Source organism: Bradyrhizobium sp., assembly GCF_022844465.1.
Taxonomy (GTDB): domain Bacteria; phylum Pseudomonadota; class Alphaproteobacteria; order Rhizobiales; family Xanthobacteraceae; genus Bradyrhizobium.
In genome coordinates this window covers 307,279-324,975 of sequence record NZ_JALHLP010000002.1, presented here as the reverse complement: position 1 = coordinate 324,975, position 17,697 = coordinate 307,279, and the positions used below count along the sequence as shown (strand labels likewise).

Genomic DNA, 17,697 nt, shown 5'->3' with positions numbered 1-17,697 from the left:
CAGATGACGAGGCTCAACGGCAAGCGCCGGGATCACGCGCTCCCGCTTCGAGGGCGGCGCCAGCGCCGCCCTTACGCCGGAATCTCGCCGAATGCGTTTCCCACCGGCAGCACGGCATGCCGGATCAGGCGCGAATCCTCGACCGCGGCCTGGCGGTGCTTGACCGCCTCGCGGTAGAGCGGATCGCGGATCATCTCCGCAAACGCCGCGACACTTGGATACTCGGCGATGAAGCAATGGTCCCAGCGCTCGTCCGCGGGCCCGATCAGCATCAGCTCGAACCGCCCCTGCCACACGATCCGGCCGCCCAGCCGCGCGAAGACCGGCGCGCTTTCCCTGCCATAGGCCGCATAGGCTTCCGCGCCCGTCGCCTTGCGGCCATCGGGATAGGCCGCCTGCGCGCGCAGCCGGACCAGGTTGAGCATGTGGATCGGGCCCGGCCGGTCATTGGCCCGGAATTGCGCGAATACTTCCCTGGTCGGATCGATGTGACCCATCGCTTTCTCCTCGTCCAGCTTTAACCTGGTACCTGTCTTTTTGCCGTGGACGCGCTATCGCAACGCGACGCGGACTCCACCCCCGCGTCAATCGCGCGACGGGCGTTCGCCCGCACCGCTTTCTTTCTACCACGCGCCGCCGCACCTCCTAATCCCGGATTAACCTCTCCTTAACCGACCCTTAAACTGCCCGCGCTAGCGTGCGTCGGAAGGGCGTGAGCGGCGTTTGGCATGGCGTGGGGACGGAAAAGGAGCGGCGGACGCAAGGAGCCGCTGTTCGGGCTTCCGGCAGCGCTGGCGGACCTGCGACTGTCGCCTGCCGACCGCGTCCAGGTCGCCGACGACAAGCCGAGGAAACCGGCGCAAAAGCCCAGGCCCGAAGACGAGGACGACGACGAGCCGGCGCGCGAGCGCAAGCCGCGCGCGGGTCGCAGCGGCGCAAGGCGTCGCGCAAGATCGCGTCGGATCCGCCTCGGCCGCCTGCTATACTGGGGCGCGGTGTTCGGCCTGTGGGCCGTGATCGCCTTTGTCGGCGTCGTGGTCTGGGTCGGCGCCCACCTGCCAGCGATCCATTCGCTGGAAATTCCGAAGCGACCGCCGACGATCCAGATCGTCGGCCTCGACGGCAGCGTGCTGACCACGCGCGGCGAAATGCCCGGCGCCAATGTCGCGCTGAAGGAGCTGCCGCCCCACCTGCCGAAGGCCTTCATCGCCATCGAAGACCGCCGCTTCTATTCGCATTACGGCGTCGACCCCGTCGGCATCGCGCGCGCCGCGCTCGCCAATGTGCTGCACCGCGGGGTCTCGCAGGGCGGATCGACGCTGACCCAGCAGCTCGCCAAGAACCTGTTCCTGACCCAGGAACGCACCATGATGCGAAAGCTGCAGGAGGCCGAGCTGGCGCTGTGGCTGGAGCGCAAGCATTCCAAGAACGAAATCCTCGAGCTCTATCTGAACCGCGTCTATTTCGGGTCCGGCGCCTACGGCGTCGAGGCGGCATCCCAGCGCTATTTCGGCAAGTCGGCGAAAAACGTAACCCTGGCGGAGGCCGCGATGCTGGCGGGCCTGGTCAAGTCGCCGTCGCGGCTGGCGCCGAACCGCAATCCGGAGGGCGCCGAGCAGCGCGCCCGGCTGGTGCTGGCGGCGATGGCGGAGGCCAAGTTCATTTCCCAAGCGCAGGCGAAAGCCTCGACCGGGCATCCGTCCTACCATGTGAAGCCGGTCGACGCCGGCACCATCAACTACGTCGCCGACTGGATCGGCGAGGTGCTCGACGACCTCGTCGGCCAGATCGACCAGAACATCGTGGTCGAGACCACGATCGATCCGAAGCTGCAAAAGGTGGCGGAAGCCGCCATCATCGACGAACTCGCCGCCAAGAGCGTCAGGTTCAACGTCAGCCAGGGTGCGCTGGTGGCGATGACGCCTGACGGCTCGGTGCGGGCCATGGTCGGTGGCCGGAACTACGCCGAGAGCCAGTACAACCGCGCGGTCACCGCCCGACGCCAGCCCGGCTCGGCGTTCAAGCCGTTTGTCTATCTGACCGCGATCGAGGCTGGGCTGACGCCGGAAACAACCCGGCTGGATGCGCCGCTCGACATCAAGGGCTGGCGACCCGAGAACTACACCCACGAGTATTTTGGCGCGGTGACGCTGACGCAGGCGCTGGCGAATTCGCTCAACACTGTAGCGGTGCGGCTGGGGATGGAGGTCGGGCCAAAGAACGTGGTTCGCGCCGCGCACCGCCTCGGCATTTCCTCGAAACTCGAGCCCAACGCCTCGCTCGCACTGGGGACTTCCGAAGTTTCGCTCACCGAACTGGTGGGCGCCTACGCGCCGTTCGCCAATGGCGGGCTCGGCGTTTCGCCGCATGTCGTGACCAGGATCCGCACCCAGGACGGCAAGCTGCTGTACGCGCGGCCCCCCGATCGGCCCGGCCAGGTGATCGACCCGCGCCATGCCGCGGCCATGAACACCATGTTGCGGGAGACGCTGCTGTCGGGCACCGCCCGCAAGACCGAGGTTCCCGGCTGGATCGCTGCCGGCAAGACCGGCACCAGCCAGGATTTCCGCGATGCCTGGTTCATCGGCTACACCGCCAACCTCGTCACCGGAGTCTGGCTCGGCAATGACGACAATTCACCAACCCGCAAGGCAAGCGGCAGCGGCTTGCCGGTGACGATCTGGACCCGCTTCATGCGCGCGGCCCACCAGGGCCTGCCGGCGGCGGGTTTGCCGATTGCACAGGCGGGCTGGGGGCTGTCGAACCTGACGCAAGCCGCCTCGCACATCAGCGCGCCGGCTTCATCGGGACGGACGCCAGCCCCGCTCGCGCCGGTCGTCGCTGAGAGCGGCCATCGGCCGCCGCCGACGCGAACGTCGGCGCCGTCCTCCGCACGTCCGGAGCCGGCGGCGGGTCTGGATGGCTGGCTGGTGGATCGGCTGTTCGGGCGCTAGGGGGATCGCCAAGCGCCGGATAGAGGGCCTAATCCTGGATGCCGTAGCGATGCAGGTCGTTGCCATGGGTGTCGAGCCAGCGCTTGGCGCGCTCGACATGGCCGCATACCCGGCCGACCACCCGCCAGAACCTCGCCGAATGATTCATCTCGACGAGGTGCGCGACCTCGTGCGCGGCGAGATAGTCCAGCACGTAGGGCGGCGCGAGAATCAGACGCCAGGAAAACGACAACGATCCAGCCGAGGTGCATGAACCCCAGCGGCTCGACTGATCGCGAATCGAAACCCGCTTGACCTTGACGCCAAGGTCTGCGGCGTAGGCCAGCGACGCCTTGTGCAATTCCTTGCGCGCTTCACGCTTGAGAAAGTCGTGCACGCGCCGCTCCATGTGCTCGTCGCCGCCGGCAACACACAGAATCTTCTCGCCGCTGTCGCGGATCTCCGTCCACACCGTGCCGCGCTCGCCGGCGCGATGCACGATCCGGTGCGGCATGCCGCGCAGCGGCAGCACGGTGCCGGCCTGAAACGGCGCCGCCTTGGGCAGGCGGCCGAGACGCGCGGCGATCCAGCCACCGTGAAGCCGCGCAAATTCCTTGGCTTCAGCAAGCGTGCCGCGCGGCGGCATGGTCAGGATCGCCTCGCGGTCGGTCGGATGAATGCGCAGCGTGTAACGACGCGCGCGGCGATGCCGGCGCAGCCGAATCGCAAAGAATTGCGAGCCGTGCTTGACCAATAGAGTCGCGGGTTCGGCAGGCCGCCGATACAGGAGCGCGCGCGTAGCCATGTCTGACAGTCCGGGGAGCAAGAGTTCCCCTGAATTCTGCCATATCCGCCGCCAATGAAATCTCTCCGCGCAAAAACAAATCATTTGCCCAATATACAGGGGGTTTTAGGCAAATTACCCCTACCGGCTGTGGTTGGGAGGGAAATTTTTGGGCTGGTTTGGCGCCTTGAGGCACTGCCAAAAATCGAATCTGGGTTCATTCTTTGAATCAGGCGCGAATCTGTATTTCTGTCAGTCTCGTCAGCATCTTATCGATCGAGGCAACCGGACGGCCGGCGCGGGCTATTCCGCCGCAGCTACCAATGTCGGCTTTGCAGTCGCCGCAGACATCATGAAATCGGAGATGCGCGGCACGATTTCAGATCGAAACCGTGAACCGTTGAACACGCCGTAATGCCCAACGCCTTTTTGCACGTAATGCACGCGGCGATGATCGGGAATCGACGAGCAAAGCGCATGCGTCGCTTCGGTTTGCCCGAGACCGGAGATGTCGTCGTTCTCGCCTTCCACCGTCATCAGCGCGACGCGCCGGATCTTCGATGGATCGACGGGCTTGCCGCGATGGGTCATCTCGCCCTTCGGCAGCGCGTGCTTGACGAACACGACATCGACCGTCTGCAGGTAATATTCCGCGGTCAGATCCATCACCGCGAGATACTCGTCGTAAAACTCGCGATGCTTGTCGACCAGATCGCCGTCACCCTTCACCAGGTTGCTGAACAGGCGCTTGTGGGCGTCGCTGTGGCGGTCGAAATTCATGCTGATGAAGCCCGACAGCTGCAGGAAGCCCGGATAGACGTCGCGCATCATGCCGGGATGCGGAAACGGCACCTTGGTGATGACATGGTTGCGGAACCATTCGATGCCGCGCTCGGCAGCGAGGTTGTTGACCGCGGTCGGGTTGCGCCTGGTGTCGATCGGGCCGCCCATCAGCGTCATCGACACCGGCACAAAGGGATCGCGGGCCGCTTCCATCACCGAGACCGCGGCGAGCACGGGCACCGATGGCTGGCACACCGCGACCACATGCATGTTGCCGCCGAGCACATGCAGCATCTCGATCACATAGTCGACATAGTCCTCGAGGTCGAAGCGGCCCTCGGTGACCGGCACCATCCGCGCGTCGGTCCAGTCGGTGATGTAGACTTCGTGGCTCGGCAGGAAAGCGTCGACCGTTCCGCGCAACAGCGTGGCGTAGTGACCGGACATCGGCGCCACGATCAGCACCCGCGGCTGCGGGTTGCGCAGGGGCCGCGTCAGCTTGCGATCGAAGTGCAGCAACCGGCAGAACGGCTTTTCCCAGATCGAGCGGATTTCGACCGGCGTGCGAACGCCGTTGACTTCCGTGGTATCGAGACCCCATTCGGGCTTGCCGTAACGACGCGTGGTGCGCTCGAACAATTCGCAGGCCGCGGCGATCGATTTGCCGAATTCGGTGTGCGACCAGGGATTAAGCGGATTTTGAAACAGGATCTTGGTGGCGTCGGTCACGGCACGCGCCGGATTGAGCGACGCATGGCCCATTTCGTACATCCAATACATCGGCGTCGTGAGCGCCGGACTGCCTTCGGCCACCAGTGGCGGTGCGCCGCCAAATTCACCAATCGGCATCTATCTTTGATCCCTGTTTTGCGCCGCAGCATACTGCCGAAAGGGTAATTAAGCGTCAATGCGCGGGGGGCGGTATACACCCCAAATTCAAGCGAAATGACCGTAAAAACACTGGAACTGGCCTATTCGCCGCCGCCGAGCAGCGACCCATGGCGCTTGGCGCTGCGCAAGAGCGCCAGGAAGATCGCAAACGAGGCGGCCAGCAGCACCGCGTTGATGACGAGCGAGTAGACCATCAGGTCGCTCCGGAACACCCCGTCGATCAACAGCGCGCGCATGCCCTCGAACACATAGGTCGGCGGCAGCGTCCATGCCAGGTACTGCAACCAGCCCGGCAGCACGGCGACCGGATAATAGACGCAGGCGAGCGGCATCAGGCCGAACATCAGCGTCCACACGATGCTCTCGGCGCCCAGTCCGTTGCGCAGCACCAGACCCGAAACGAAAATCCCGATCGACCAGCTGGTGAAGATCAGGTTGCAGAAGAAAGCGATCAGCGGCAGTCCGATCGCGAAGAAGTTGAAGTCAAAGAACACCAGCGCCAGCAGCGTCATCGGAATCACGCCGATCGCGAGCCGGATCAGGCTCATGATCATCAGCGAGATCAGGAACTCGATCGGCCGCAGCGGACTCATCATCAGGTTGCCGAGATTGCGCGCCCACATCTCCTCGAGAAACGAGATCGAAAGTCCGAGCTGGCCGCGGAACAGGATGTCCCACAGGATCACGGCGCCGATCAGCGAGCCGCCGGCGCGCGCAAAGAACCCGGAGGTCTGGGTAAGGTAGGTCTGCAGGAACCCCCAGGTGATGATCTGCAGCGCCGGCCAGTAGACCAGTTCCAGCAGCCGCGGCCAGGACGACATCAGCAGGTACCAGTAGCGCAACACCATCGCCTGGATGCGGCGCGCCGAGCTCCCGCGATGCACGGCAACCTCGCTCATGACGTCTCCGCCACCGGCGCCCGCCCGCGCGCGACGTCGAGGAACACTTCTTCCAGCGTGGCGCGGTTGTAGCGCGCCATGATCTGGTCGGGGCTGTCGTCGTCCTCGACGCGCCCGCGCTTCATGATGATGACGCGGTCGCACAGCCGCTCCACCTCCAGCATGTTGTGCGACGCCAGCAGGATGGTGGCGTCGTGGGTGCTGCGATAGTCGAGCAGATGCTGCCGCACCCAATCGGCAGTATCTGGGTCGAGGGAAGCGGTCGGCTCGTCGAGCAGCAGCAGTTCGGGCTGGTTGATCAGCGCCTTTGCCAGCGCGACGCGGGTCTTCTGCCCGGCGGACAGCTTGCCGTTGGCGCGATCGAGGAAGTCGTTGAGGTCGAGGTCGGCGGCGAGCTGCGCGATCCGCTCGCCGACATTGGCCACCGCATAGAGCCGACCGAAAATGGTGAGATTCTGCCGCACCGTAAGCCGCATCGGCATGTCGACATAGGGACTTTCGAAGTTCATCCGGCCCAGCACCTTCGGACCTTCTTCCGGCATCGCATGGCCGAGCACCCGGATGCAGCCCGAAGTCGGCAACACCAGCCCCATGATCATGGCGATGGTCGTGGTCTTGCCGGCGCCATTGCCGCCGAGCAGGCCGGTAACGCTGCCGCGCTTGATCCGAAACGACACGTCGTCGACGGCGCGCGTGGTCTTGTAGACTTTTGTCAGATGCGCAACGTCGATCGCGGCCCTATCGGCCGCGGGCGATGGGGCCGGCGTGATGTCGCTGTTAACCATTTCGGACCGTTCATTGCGGCATCGCGGAGGATATCGCAAGCCGCGCCTCGCGCCCGGCCTTGAGCATCAGGGATCGGCGGAGAAACCTCGCCAATTTGTGATCGCGCGCCCTCACGGCTAGAATGATGCCATGACCGACGTCGCTGCCTCCGATTTCCGCCATCCTGGTCGCTATGTCCGTCTGGATACGATCCTGCGGCTGCGCTGGCTGGCGGCCTTGGGCCAGCTCATGGCGATCTTCATCGTCGCGCAGGGGCTGGAATTCGAAGTTCCCGTTGTCGCCTGCGTCGCCATCGTCGCGGTTTCGGCGCTGCTCAATCTCGCGCTGCAGATCGCCTTCAACCCGATGCGACGGCTGGAACCGGTATTTGTGGCCGGCTTGCTGGCGCTCAACATCGTCGAACTCGCCGCACTGCTATTCCTGACCGGCGGGCTGCAGAACCCGTTTTCCTTCCTGTTCCTCGGCCCGGTCCTGATTTCGGCGACGGTGCTGCCGATCCGGCTGACGGTCGCGCTCGGCCTGCTGGCGGTCGGCTGCGCCTCGGCGCTGGTCTATTTTCATCTGCCGCTGCCGTGGGAGGGTGACGAACCGCTGGTGCTGCCGCCGATCTACCTGCTCGGCGTCTGGACCTCAATCCTGCTGACCATCGGCGTCACCAGCCTCTACGCGTTCCAGGCCGCGGAGGAAGCGCGCAAGCTTTCCGATGCGCTCGCCGCGACCGAGCTGGTGTTGACCCGCGAGCAGCACCTGACCCAGATCGACGGCCTGGCCGCCGCCGCCGCGCATGAACTCGGCACCCCGCTGTCGACGATCTTCCTGATCTCACGCGAGCTGGAGAAATCCGTCAAAGGCGACGACCAGCTGACCGCCGACCTCAAGACCCTGCGTGAACAGGCGCAGCGTTGCCGCGACATCCTGGCCAAGATCACCCAGCTTTCCGCTTCAGGCGCGCCGTTCGACCGCATGCCGCTGTCGACGCTGATCGAGGAGACGGTGGCGCCGCACCGCGATTTCGGCATCGAGATCAAGGTGCGGCTTGCTGTCGCAGCTACGCGCGAACCGGTCGGCGCGCGCAATCCGGCGATCCTGTATGGCGTCGGCAACATCCTGGAAAACGCCGTCGATTTTGCGCGGAAAAGGGTGGAAGTGAACGCGTGGTGGAATGCCGATACCGTCGAAATCGTCATTGCCGACGATGGACCGGGCATCGCCCCCGACCTGCTGAAGCGGATCGGCGAGCCTTATTTGTCGCGACGGCGCGGCGCCGATGAGGCCCAAAGGCCGCGCGCGGGCCTCGGTCTTGGCGTGTTCATCGCCCGCACCCTGCTGGAGCGGACCGGCGCCAAGGTATCATTCACCAACCGGACTTTTCCCGATCACGGCGCCGTGGTCCGCATCGTTTGGCCGCGCGTGCGCTTCGAGGGAGAAGAAAGCACCGCCGGACCGGCCGACTGAAGCAGTGCCATGGACCCTTTGAAAGCGGACCGATTGGTCCCATTCGCAGCCTTGGCAGAACCATGTCGCCACGCCATATCAGCTACACTTGAACAGGGGATAACCGGCCTTGAACGCCATCACCGAACTGGATGATCACGCCGACCGTTCGCTCCTGATCGTGGAGGACGACAAGCCGTTCCTGGAGCGGCTGTCGCGGGCGATGGCGGCCCGCGGCTTCGCGGTGACGTCGTGCGACAGTGTCTCCGACGGCCTGGCGCAGATCAACAAGTCCGCGCCGGCGTTTGCCGTGGTGGATCTGCGGCTTGGCGACGGCAACGGGCTCGACGTGGTGTCGGCGCTGAAGCGCAAGCGCCCCGAAGCGCGCGCGATCGTGCTGACCGGCTATGGCAACATTGCTACCGCCGTGACCGCGGTGAAGATGGGCGCGGTGGACTATCTGTCCAAGCCCGCCGACGCCGACGACGTGGTCGCAGCCCTGCTTGCCAGTGGCAGCGAGAAATCCGAACTGCCGTCGAACCCGATGTCGGCGGACCGGGTGCGATGGGAACACATCCAGCGCATCTACGAGATGTGCAACCGCAACGTCTCGGAGACCGCGCGGCGGCTGAACATGCACCGCCGAACCCTGCAGCGGATTTTGGCGAAGCGCGCGCCACGGTGAGGCATTCCTTCAGGATGAGGGGCAGCCATCGGTTTCCTAAATCTCCCCGTGGCCCTGCGGGTCGACCAGGCGGTTGATGCGCTGGGCGGCGGCGATCGCAAAGCGCACCGTCATCGCCTTGCGCGTCGCCGCCGGCAGCCGATGCTCGGGCGCCTCGCAATGCAGGTGGGCGCCATAGGCGTCGGCGACGATCAGACCGGTATCGCCGGGGAAAATCTCGCAGGGCAGATCTCGCGTGAAGGCAAAGAACAGCCGGTCGCAATGCATCCGGTAGTCCTGCCATTTCTGGTCGGCGCGCAAATCCTCCAACGATGACTTGATCTCGATGATCCAGATTTCGCCGCGCTCGTTCAGCGCCACCAGATCGGCGCGCCGACCCGAGGGCAGCGGCAGCTCGCTGACGCAGGCAAATCCCAGCGAGCGCAACAGCCGCGCGGCGCCGCGCGCGATCGCCAGCGCCGTCTCTGACTGGCGGCGGTCGGGCGCGGGGACGAGGCTGATCTGGCGGGCGGGCGATTCCATCCGTCCAGCCTACCCGATTACGGCGTTGCCGGCACCATGGACAGGATGGCAAGCGTCCGCGGGAACCCGATCAATCGGGCGGCAAGAGGCATGTCCGGCTCGGCCCCAGATGCGCGCATCTTTCGCTTGGCGGCCGGCAAAAAATCGGCAATCTGCGGCCATGACCCAGCCAGCAGACACCCAGGCCAAGGCCGGCGCGATGATCGTGCCGGTGACGCTGTTCGAGCAGAACTGCACCATCATCTGGCACGAGCCGAGCAAGAAGGCCGTGGTGATCGACCCCGGCGGCGACGTGCCCAAGATCCTCGAAGCGATCGCACAGGCCGGCGTGTCGGTCGAGAAGATCTGGCTGACGCACGGGCATATCGACCATGTCGGGGGCGCCGCGGAGCTGCGCGACGCCCTGCAGGTCAAGATCGAAGGCCCGCATATCGCCGATAAATTCCTGCTCGACAATGTCGTCAGCAGCGGCGAACGCTTCGGCATGACCGGCGTGCGCGATTTCGGCCCCGACCGCTGGCTCGACGAGGGCGATCAGGTCTCGATCGGCGAGTTGACCTTCGAGATCCTGCATTGCCCCGGCCATTCGCCCGGCAGCGTGGTGTTTTTCAACAGGGAATTGCGCTTCGCCCATGTCGGCGACGTGCTGTTCAACGGCTCGGTCGGACGCACCGACCTGCCCGGCGGGAGCCACGCCACGCTGATCAGTTCGATCAAGGAGAAGCTGCTGCCGCTTGGCGACGATGTCGGCTTCATCTGTGGCCATGGCGCCGGCTCCAGCATCGGCCAAGAGCGGATTACCAACCCGTTCATCACCGGCGAAATGTGAGCTGACCGCGGCGCGCGGCTACTTCATCAATCCTGCCGCCGTCAATGCCCGGGTGATGACGTCGCTAACATCGATGCCCCGACGCCTGGGCTGCGGCGCCACCGGCTGGGTCTGACGAACCGGCTTGTGGGCCCGCGACCAGAGCGTGGCGGTCAGATCGGCGGAGCGCAGCGATTCCGTCGCCGCCGATGGTTCCGTCGACGCCTTGGCCACCGGCGCTGCCGTTTCGGCAAGCCGCCCGGTCAGGCCGAAGAAACTTGCGATGTGATAGGACGACGATATCCCGGCCTCGATCAGGAACGCGCCTTCGGCGCCATAGGGCTCGTCACTGCCGGCCAGTCCCAGCGGCGTGCCATGCGCCATGTCGGTGATGGTGTAGGATTCAACGACGGTTTCGCCGTCTGCATTCCACCACACCGCGCGCGGATGGCCATCCACCTCCCCGGTCGACATCGGCTCGGGCGGCAGGCCGTGAACATCGAGCCACTGCTTGACGATCTCGTCGGCGTTGCCCGGGTTCACCGTGCGATCGGCGCTGCCGTGCCACACCGAGACCTTCGGCCAGGGCCCCCGGTGCTTCGAGGCCTTGCGCACACGGTTGCCCAATTCATCGGCGGGAAGCGACGTCGACCGCATCATGCCGCCCAAAGCTTCCCGGACATTGCTGGCGATACCGAACGGCAAGCCGGCGATGATCGCGCCGCCCGCGAATACTTCGGGATAGGTCGCGAGCACGACTGAGGTCATGGCGCCGCCGGCGGAGAGCCCCGTCACATAGATCCGGGCCGGATCGATCTTGTGTTGCGCGACCATGCGCGCGATCATCTGACGAATCGACGCGGCTTCGCCCCTGCCGCGCGCGGCATCGCCCGGATTGAACCAGTTGAAACAGGTGTTGGCGTTGTTGGCGGCCTGCTGCTCCGGCATCAGCAGCGCAAAGCCGTAGCGCCTGGCGAGCGTCGACCAGCCGGTGCCGACATCGTAACCGGCGGCGGTCTGGCGGCATCCGTGCAGCACCACCACCAGCGCCGACCCGTGCGGCAGCTGGTCCGGCACGAAGGTGAGCATCCGGAGCGCGCCGGGATTGGTGCCGAACCCGCTCGATTCGACCAGCGGGCTGGATTCCGCGGACGAGGCGTCGCGCCCTTGGCTTGCGAACCCGCTGAAGCCGTTCAATTTCGGCAAATGGCGCAGGAACTCAACGTTGTTGTAGAGGGACAATTGGCGACTCCGGGCAGGTTACAATCGATAACGCCACTCGGAATAGATAGTTGCTGCACTGCAAGATAAAAAGGTCGCACGCTGTCTTTCCCCACAATCAAATTTTTTCCGTTGACTTAAACTTGTTAATCGGGACGTGACAATTGATTCGACTCGCAGGATCGTCCGGCCGGCATTTGCGGAGGACGGGCATCTGATCGACGCCGCTCTAGTTGATGCCTCACTCAACCATGACCGCCATGAAAGCCGAGACAGCTAGCGATCCATGCGACCCCGACGCGCGTTTCGCGAAGCCTGATTGAATGACAAGGCGCTCAAGCAAAGCCAACGGCAAGTCGGCCAACCGCGCGCGGCAACCATGCGCTGGCGGCGGGGTTCCGAGCATTGCCTTGCCCCTGCCCACCCCGTAGCGTGCGACCCGAGCAATTCCAGAAAACAATAAATTCAACAATAAATCCGGAGAGAACACCCCCATGGCGCGCCTGAAATTCGGAGCCTTCCTGGCCCCGCATCACCCGATCGGCGAGAATCCGCTGCTGCAATTCCGCCGCGACCTTGATTTCGTCGAGCAGATCGACAGCCTCGGCTTCGACGAATTCTGGTGCGGCGAGCACCATTCCTCGGGTTGGGAAATGATCGCCTCGCCGGAGATGTTCCTGGCCGCCGCCGGCGAACGCACCAAGCGCATCAAGCTCGGCACCGGCGTGATCTCGCTGCCCTACCACCACCCCTACAATGTCGCGCAGCGCATGGTGCAGCTCGACTGGATGACCGGCGGCCGCGCCATCTTCGGGTCGGGGCCGGGCGCGCTGGCCTCCGACGCGCACACGCTCAACATCGACCCGATGACGCAGCGCGACCGCCAGGACGAGGCGCTCGCGATCATCCGCCGGCTGTTCAGGGGCGAGCGCGTCACCGCCAAGAGCGACTGGTTCACCATGAACGACGCCGCGCTGCAGCTATTGCCGCTGCAGGAGGAGATGCCGTGCGTGGTGGCGTCGCAGATTTCGCCGTCGGGCATGACGCTCGCCGGCAAATACGGCATCGGCATCATCTCGCTCGGTTCGATGTCGACGCAGGGCCTGATGGCGCTGCCGACGCAATGGGGCTTTGCCGAGGACGCCGCCAAGAAGGCCGGCACTACCGTGAGCCGCGCCGACTGGCGCGTGCTGCTGAGCTGGCATATCGCCGAGACCCGTGAACAGGCCTACCGCGAGGCCGGCCCCGGCCTGATGCGCTGGCACAACGAGTATACGGTCCGCACGCTGCAACGGCCGGGAGTAGAGCCGTTCTCCTCGCCGGAGGATGCGATCGAGAAGACCGCCGGCGGCGAGAACGCCGCCTCCACCATCGGCACGCCTGACGACCTTGTCAGGACCATCAAGAACCTGATGCAGGTCTCGGGCGGCGTCGGCACCATCATCGGCTTCGTGCATGACTGGGCCAACCCGGAAAATACCCGCCGCAGCTGGGACATGGTTGCGCGCTACGTCATCCCCGAAATCAACGGCTACATGAAAGGACTGCGCGAGTCGCAAAAATTCCTGATCGAGAACCGCGCGGTGTTCGAGCGCGCGGGCCAGGCGGTGATGGCCAAGATCATGGAAAACGAAAAGGCCGCCGCGGCGCTGCCGCTGACGGGCCCCGGCCGGGTGGCGATCCCGACCATCAACGCGCCGGACCTGCAGAAGGAAGCCGCCAAGCGCAAGGCGTGAAGAAACCCGCCGGAAAAAGAACTTCTGAACGGCGCGGATGATTCCGCGCCGTTTTTGCGACGATGAAACAACGGGTTGTTTACCAGTCCGGACCATGCCGAGAGCGACCCGGCCGGATTCAGGCCGCGACAAAACCGGCAGCACGGTGGATAATATCAGCGATTCCGCCGCCCACCCGGAGCAATCGCCATGTCGATGCAGAGTATTGCTTCCCCCGTCTACAGTTTCACCCCGCCACGGCGCAATTCGCTGACCCATATTCCAGGCGACGAGGGCTGGCCGTTGATCGGCAAGACGCTGGAGGTGCTCGCCGACCCCAAGGGGCAGGTCGAACGGCAGTCGAAGAAATACGGCCTGGTCTATCGCAGCCATTTGTTCGGCGAAACCAGCATTGTTCTGCTCGGGCCGGAGGCCAACGAGTTGGTGCTGTTCGACCAGGCCAAGCAGTTTTCCTCGACGCTCGGCTGGGGACGGATTCTAGGGCTGCTGTTTCCGCGCGGGCTGATGCTGCTCGACTTCGAGGAGCATCGGCTGCACCGGCGGGCGCTGTCGGTGGCATTCAAGTCCGGCCCGATGAAATCCTATCTCGGTGAGCTCGATACCGGCATTGCCGCGCGGGTGGCGCAGTGGAAGGCAGCGCCTGGGCCGATGCTGTTCTATCCCGCGATGAAACAGCTCACGCTCGACCTCGCGGCGACCTCCTTTCTCGGCGCCGGCCTCGGCCCGGAGGTGGACGAAATCACCAACGCCTTTGTCGACATGGTCGCCGCTTCCGTCGCGGTGATCCGAAAGCCGCTGCCGGGTACGCCGATGGCGCGCGGCGTCCGCGGCCGCAAGCGCATCGTCGCCTATTTCTCCGAGCAGATCCCGATCCGCCGCGCCAAGGGCGGCGGCGATGATTTATTTTCGCAGCTTTGCCACGCCACCCATGAAGACGGCGCGCTGCTCTCTACCCAGGACATCGTCGACCACATGAGCTTCCTGATGATGGCGGCGCACGACACGCTGACTTCTTCGCTGACGTCGTTCGTGGGCGAACTGGCCGCCCATCCGGAGTGGCAGCAGAAGCTGCGCGACGAGGTTTCCGGCCTTGGCCTGGCGCCGAGCGCACCCACCAGCTTCGACAATCTCGAGGCGATGCCGCTGACCGAGATGGCGTTCAAGGAGGCGCTGCGGCTGAAGCCGCCGGTGCCGTCGATGCCACGACGGGCGATCCGGGACTTTACCTTCAAGGGCTACGCGATCCCCGCCGGCAGCATGGTGGGCATCAATCCGCTGTTCACCCATCACATGCCTGATATCTGGTCCGAGCCCGAGAAATTCGATCCGCTGCGCTTCACCGACGAGGCGCAACGCAACCGCCATCGCTTCGCCTGGGTGCCATATGGCGGCGGCGCGCACATGTGCCTTGGCCTGCACTTCGCCTACATGCAGGCAAAATGTTTCGCGCGGCACTTCCTGCAGAATCTCAGCGTCTCGCTCGAGCCCGGCTACAAGCCCGACTGGCAGATCTGGCCGATCCCGAAGCCGCGCGACGGCCTGCGGGTGGTGCTGAAGCCGGTGTGAAGGCGCAGGCCAGGCCGGTCATCACGACAAGGTAAAACGGACGGCTTCGGTTAGCGGCGACGCGCGGAATGTTGCAGACATTTGCGTGTCTCCTTACCCAATTCAATGTTTAGCCGTCATTGCGAGGAGCGAAGCGACGAAGCAATCCACTCTTTCTTTCTAGCCGCATGGATTGCTTCGCTTCGCTCGCAATGACGGGCTACCGCCTACCCCGCGCCCTGGTCGAACGCCTTGCGCAGGGCGACATAGCCTTGCTGCTGCTGGCTCCAGTTGCGGCCGCCGGTCATCGCGCCGTCGACCACCAGATCGTGGCCGTTGACGAAGGAGGATTCGTCGCTGGCGAGAAACACCGCGGCGTGCGCGATGTCTTCCGGCAGTCCGGCGCGCGGAATCGGCTGCGCCGCCTTGTAGACCTCGCGCATCACCGCCGGGGTTTTTTCGGCGGCCTCCACCGACAGGCCGAGCGCCTTGCCGAAGATGCCGGTGGCGATCGCGCCGGGCGAAATCGAATTGACGCGGATATTGGATTCGCCAAGCTCCATCGCCACGCATTTGGTCAGGTGGATGACGGCGGCTTTGGCCGCGCTGTAGACCATCGACGACGAAAACCCGGCCAGCCGGCCGGCGATGCTGCCGTTGTTGATAATGCTGCCCGAACCCTGCTTGCGCATATGAGGGGCTGCGTGTTTCATGCCGAGCATCACGCTGCGCACCAGCGTTGCCATCGCGGCGTCGAAGCGCTCGACCTCAAGGCGCTCGATGCCGCCGGTCTGCGCCGGGCCGCCGGCGTTGTTGAACAGGCAGTCGATACGGCCGAATTTCTCCACCGACAGCGCGATCAGCGCCCGGACCTGCGCCTCGACCGTAACGTCGGTCTGGCGAAAGATGCAGGCCGGCCCGAGTTTTTTGGCCAGCGCCTCGCCTTCCGGCGCGCGCCGCCCGGCGATCACGACCCTGGCGCCCTCGGCGACGAAGATTTCCGCGGTGTGCCATCCGATGCCGCTGGTCGCGCCGGTAATGACCGCCACCTTGCCGTCCAACCGTCCCATGTGCTCTTCCCTTTTGTTGATCGCCCGGTGTCAAAGGAACAACCTGGCGCGTTGCGGCCTCAGCTGATGGATTCCTTGCAGCGCCGCCACTCCCGCAGCGGACCATCAACCGCACCCTGGCGCGACATCGCGAGGTATTCGCTGCGCAGGATGATGCTGACGATTTCGCCCGAACCGCGCTCGCCTGCCGGCACGACGTAGTCAAAGGCGTGACGGCTGTAATTGCCCAGGATGCTGTTGCCGCCCGGCGTCGTGATCTTTTCGCCGCTGATCGACATCCGCATGCCGTCGGTGCTGCACCACTCGCCGTCGATGGCGTCGGCGCGAGCGATGCCGGTTTGCAGCGCCAGCGAGATGATGGTGAGGGCGACAAGCAGGCGCGCGGGCATCGGGACTTCTCCTCCCATTGGTGCGATCGTCAAGCCGCCGCCCACCGGCCGCGGTTGTTTTCGGCCAGGATCGGGCGAACCAGGCGGCCGAAACGCTCGGCCTCCTCGTCATGCAGATAGCCGGACAGGCAGAAGGAATGGCAGCCGGCGTCGATGAACCGCTGCAGCGTGTCGGCGCATTGCGCGGGATTGCCGACCACGGCGATGCCGGCGCCGGGGCGGACCTTGGTGATGCCGGTCCACAAATGCGGCAGCAGGAGATCGCCATGCTCGCGGGCGAGTTCCTGCACCCGCCGGTTCGCCTCCGACCTGGTGTATAGCGTCTTGATCTCCTGCTTCTGCCGCTCGGTGGCGTGGCGCACCAGTTGATCGGCGGCGGCCCACGCGTCGGCTTCATTCTCGCGGCAGATCACCTGCAGCCGCATGCCGAAGCCGATATCGTTTTCGCGGCCATGCGCCCGCGCCATCTGCCTGATATCGGCAATGTTCGAAGCGATCCTGTCCGGCAGATCGCCCCAGAACAGATGCACGTCGGAATGTCTGGCCGACAATTCCCAGGCCTGGCGCGAGCCGCCGCCGAGGTAGAATCTTGGAAACGGCTGCTGAAGCGGGCGCGGCTTGATGTGGGCGCCGGACAGCGTGTGATACTTGCCCTGGAAATTCACGGGGCCGCGCGCGGTCCACAGTGCCTTGAGGATCGAGACTTCCTCCTCCATCAGTTCGTAGCGCTCCTCCTTGGGATAGCGCACGCCCTCGCCTTCGACCTCGCTCTCGTTCTGGCCGGCGATCAGGTTGATGCAGATGCGGCCGCCCGACATCTGGTCGAAGGTCGCGATCATCTTGGCGAGCAGCACCGGATTGATGTAGCCGGGCCGCGCCGCGATCAGCGGCTTGATGCTGGACGAACGCGCCGCCATGAACGCGCCGGTGATCCATGCCTCCCAGCACACCGAGCCGACCGGGATCAGCAAATACTCGAATCCGGCCTTTTCCGCCGCCGCCACCACGCGCTCGCACAATTCGCGCGAACCCGGGATCTGCGCCTCGGCCAGGCCATAGGCCGTTGTGTCGCCATGCGTGGGCAGATACCAGCCGAATTCGAGCGGACGCATGAACGCTTCTCCTTGTGAACGCCTGTCACTTGATCGTGCTGGAAAGCAGTCTAGCTTCTATCGGGCGCACGGCAATCGGGTTCGGCCCGAGGCCGTCCG

The 17,697-nt window shown here is 64.9% G+C and carries 16 protein-coding genes; 6 read left to right on the top strand and 10 right to left on the bottom strand.

Annotated elements, in window-relative coordinates:
- Window positions 1–71: 71 nt before the first annotated feature.
- The gene (locus Q0D31_RS07790; protein ID WP_291847915.1) at window positions 72–497 is read right to left on the bottom strand and encodes a DUF1330 domain-containing protein; all 426 of its coding nucleotides are present in this window, start codon (window positions 495–497) and stop codon (window positions 72–74) included.
- A gap of 231 nt (window positions 498–728) precedes the next feature.
- On the opposite strand from Q0D31_RS07790, the gene Q0D31_RS07785 reads away from it, so the two are divergent.
- Window positions 729–2,954 (top strand): penicillin-binding protein 1A, encoded by a 2,226-nt coding sequence (locus Q0D31_RS07785; protein ID WP_291847912.1) that lies wholly within the window; start codon window positions 729–731, stop codon window positions 2,952–2,954.
- 28 nt (window positions 2,955–2,982) lie between these two features.
- On the opposite strand, the gene Q0D31_RS07780 is transcribed toward Q0D31_RS07785, so the two are convergent.
- The 4 genes from Q0D31_RS07780 to Q0D31_RS07765 form a co-directional block, all read right to left on the bottom strand.
- Window positions 2,983–3,822 (bottom strand): SprT family zinc-dependent metalloprotease, encoded by an 840-nt coding sequence (locus tag Q0D31_RS07780; protein ID WP_291847909.1) that lies wholly within the window; start codon window positions 3,820–3,822, stop codon window positions 2,983–2,985.
- Between the two features lie 198 nt (window positions 3,823–4,020).
- Window positions 4,021–5,349, bottom strand: a complete 1,329-nt coding sequence (gene phaZ, locus Q0D31_RS07775) for a polyhydroxyalkanoate depolymerase (RefSeq protein WP_291847906.1) — start codon at window positions 5,347–5,349, stop codon at window positions 4,021–4,023.
- Between the two features lie 122 nt (window positions 5,350–5,471).
- Entirely contained in the window at window positions 5,472–6,290 is an 819-nt protein-coding gene (locus Q0D31_RS07770) for an ABC transporter permease (protein WP_291847903.1), read from the bottom strand.
- Window positions 6,287–7,075: an ABC transporter ATP-binding protein gene (locus Q0D31_RS07765; RefSeq protein ID WP_291847900.1), complete on the bottom strand. Its 789-nt coding sequence runs from the start codon at window positions 7,073–7,075 to the stop codon at window positions 6,287–6,289. Before Q0D31_RS07765 ends, Q0D31_RS07770 begins: the two co-directional genes overlap by 4 nt.
- 130 nt (window positions 7,076–7,205) lie before the next feature.
- Between Q0D31_RS07765 and Q0D31_RS07760 the strand changes: the two genes are divergently transcribed.
- Both Q0D31_RS07760 and Q0D31_RS07755 read left to right on the top strand, forming a co-directional pair.
- Entirely contained in the window at window positions 7,206–8,531 is a 1,326-nt protein-coding gene (locus tag Q0D31_RS07760; protein WP_291847897.1) for an ActS/PrrB/RegB family redox-sensitive histidine kinase, read from the top strand.
- Window positions 8,532–8,640: 109 nt separating this feature from the next.
- Window positions 8,641–9,195: an ActR/PrrA/RegA family redox response regulator transcription factor gene (locus Q0D31_RS07755; protein ID WP_291847894.1), complete on the top strand. Its 555-nt coding sequence runs from the start codon at window positions 8,641–8,643 to the stop codon at window positions 9,193–9,195.
- Window positions 9,196–9,231: 36 nt separating this feature from the next.
- On the opposite strand, the gene Q0D31_RS07750 is transcribed toward Q0D31_RS07755, so the two are convergent.
- Window positions 9,232–9,717, bottom strand: a complete 486-nt coding sequence (locus Q0D31_RS07750; protein ID WP_291847891.1) for an MmcB family DNA repair protein — start codon at window positions 9,715–9,717, stop codon at window positions 9,232–9,234.
- A 160-nt stretch (window positions 9,718–9,877) separates the two neighbouring features.
- On the opposite strand from Q0D31_RS07750, the gene Q0D31_RS07745 reads away from it, so the two are divergent.
- Entirely contained in the window at window positions 9,878–10,546 is a 669-nt protein-coding gene (locus Q0D31_RS07745) for an MBL fold metallo-hydrolase (RefSeq protein WP_291847889.1), read from the top strand.
- An 18-nt stretch (window positions 10,547–10,564) separates the two neighbouring features.
- On the opposite strand, the gene Q0D31_RS07740 is transcribed toward Q0D31_RS07745, so the two are convergent.
- Window positions 10,565–11,767 carry a PHB depolymerase family esterase gene (locus Q0D31_RS07740; RefSeq protein WP_291847887.1) on the bottom strand — a complete coding sequence of 401 codons (1,203 nt, stop codon included), beginning with the start codon at window positions 11,765–11,767 and terminating at the stop codon, window positions 10,565–10,567.
- Window positions 11,768–12,240: 473 nt separating this feature from the next.
- Between Q0D31_RS07740 and Q0D31_RS07735 the strand changes: the two genes are divergently transcribed.
- Both Q0D31_RS07735 and Q0D31_RS07730 read left to right on the top strand, forming a co-directional pair.
- Window positions 12,241–13,482 carry an LLM class flavin-dependent oxidoreductase gene (locus Q0D31_RS07735; protein ID WP_291847885.1) on the top strand — a complete coding sequence of 414 codons (1,242 nt, stop codon included), beginning with the start codon at window positions 12,241–12,243 and terminating at the stop codon, window positions 13,480–13,482.
- Window positions 13,483–13,671: 189 nt separating this feature from the next.
- Window positions 13,672–15,048 (top strand): cytochrome P450, encoded by a 1,377-nt coding sequence (locus tag Q0D31_RS07730; RefSeq protein ID WP_291847883.1) that lies wholly within the window; start codon window positions 13,672–13,674, stop codon window positions 15,046–15,048.
- 206 nt (window positions 15,049–15,254) lie between these two features.
- Here Q0D31_RS07730 and Q0D31_RS07725 read toward each other — a convergent pair whose 3' ends face one another.
- From Q0D31_RS07725 to Q0D31_RS07715, 3 genes are read right to left on the bottom strand one after another with little or no spacing between them, the layout of a single operon-like run.
- Window positions 15,255–16,097 (bottom strand): glucose 1-dehydrogenase, encoded by an 843-nt coding sequence (locus Q0D31_RS07725; RefSeq protein WP_291847879.1) that lies wholly within the window; start codon window positions 16,095–16,097, stop codon window positions 15,255–15,257.
- 59 nt (window positions 16,098–16,156) lie between these two features.
- Window positions 16,157–16,486 (bottom strand): hypothetical protein, encoded by a 330-nt coding sequence (locus Q0D31_RS07720; protein ID WP_291847876.1) that lies wholly within the window; start codon window positions 16,484–16,486, stop codon window positions 16,157–16,159.
- A 29-nt stretch (window positions 16,487–16,515) separates the two neighbouring features.
- Entirely contained in the window at window positions 16,516–17,598 is a 1,083-nt protein-coding gene (locus tag Q0D31_RS07715) for an LLM class flavin-dependent oxidoreductase (RefSeq protein ID WP_291847873.1), read from the bottom strand.
- Between the last annotated feature and the right edge of the window lie 99 nt (window positions 17,599–17,697).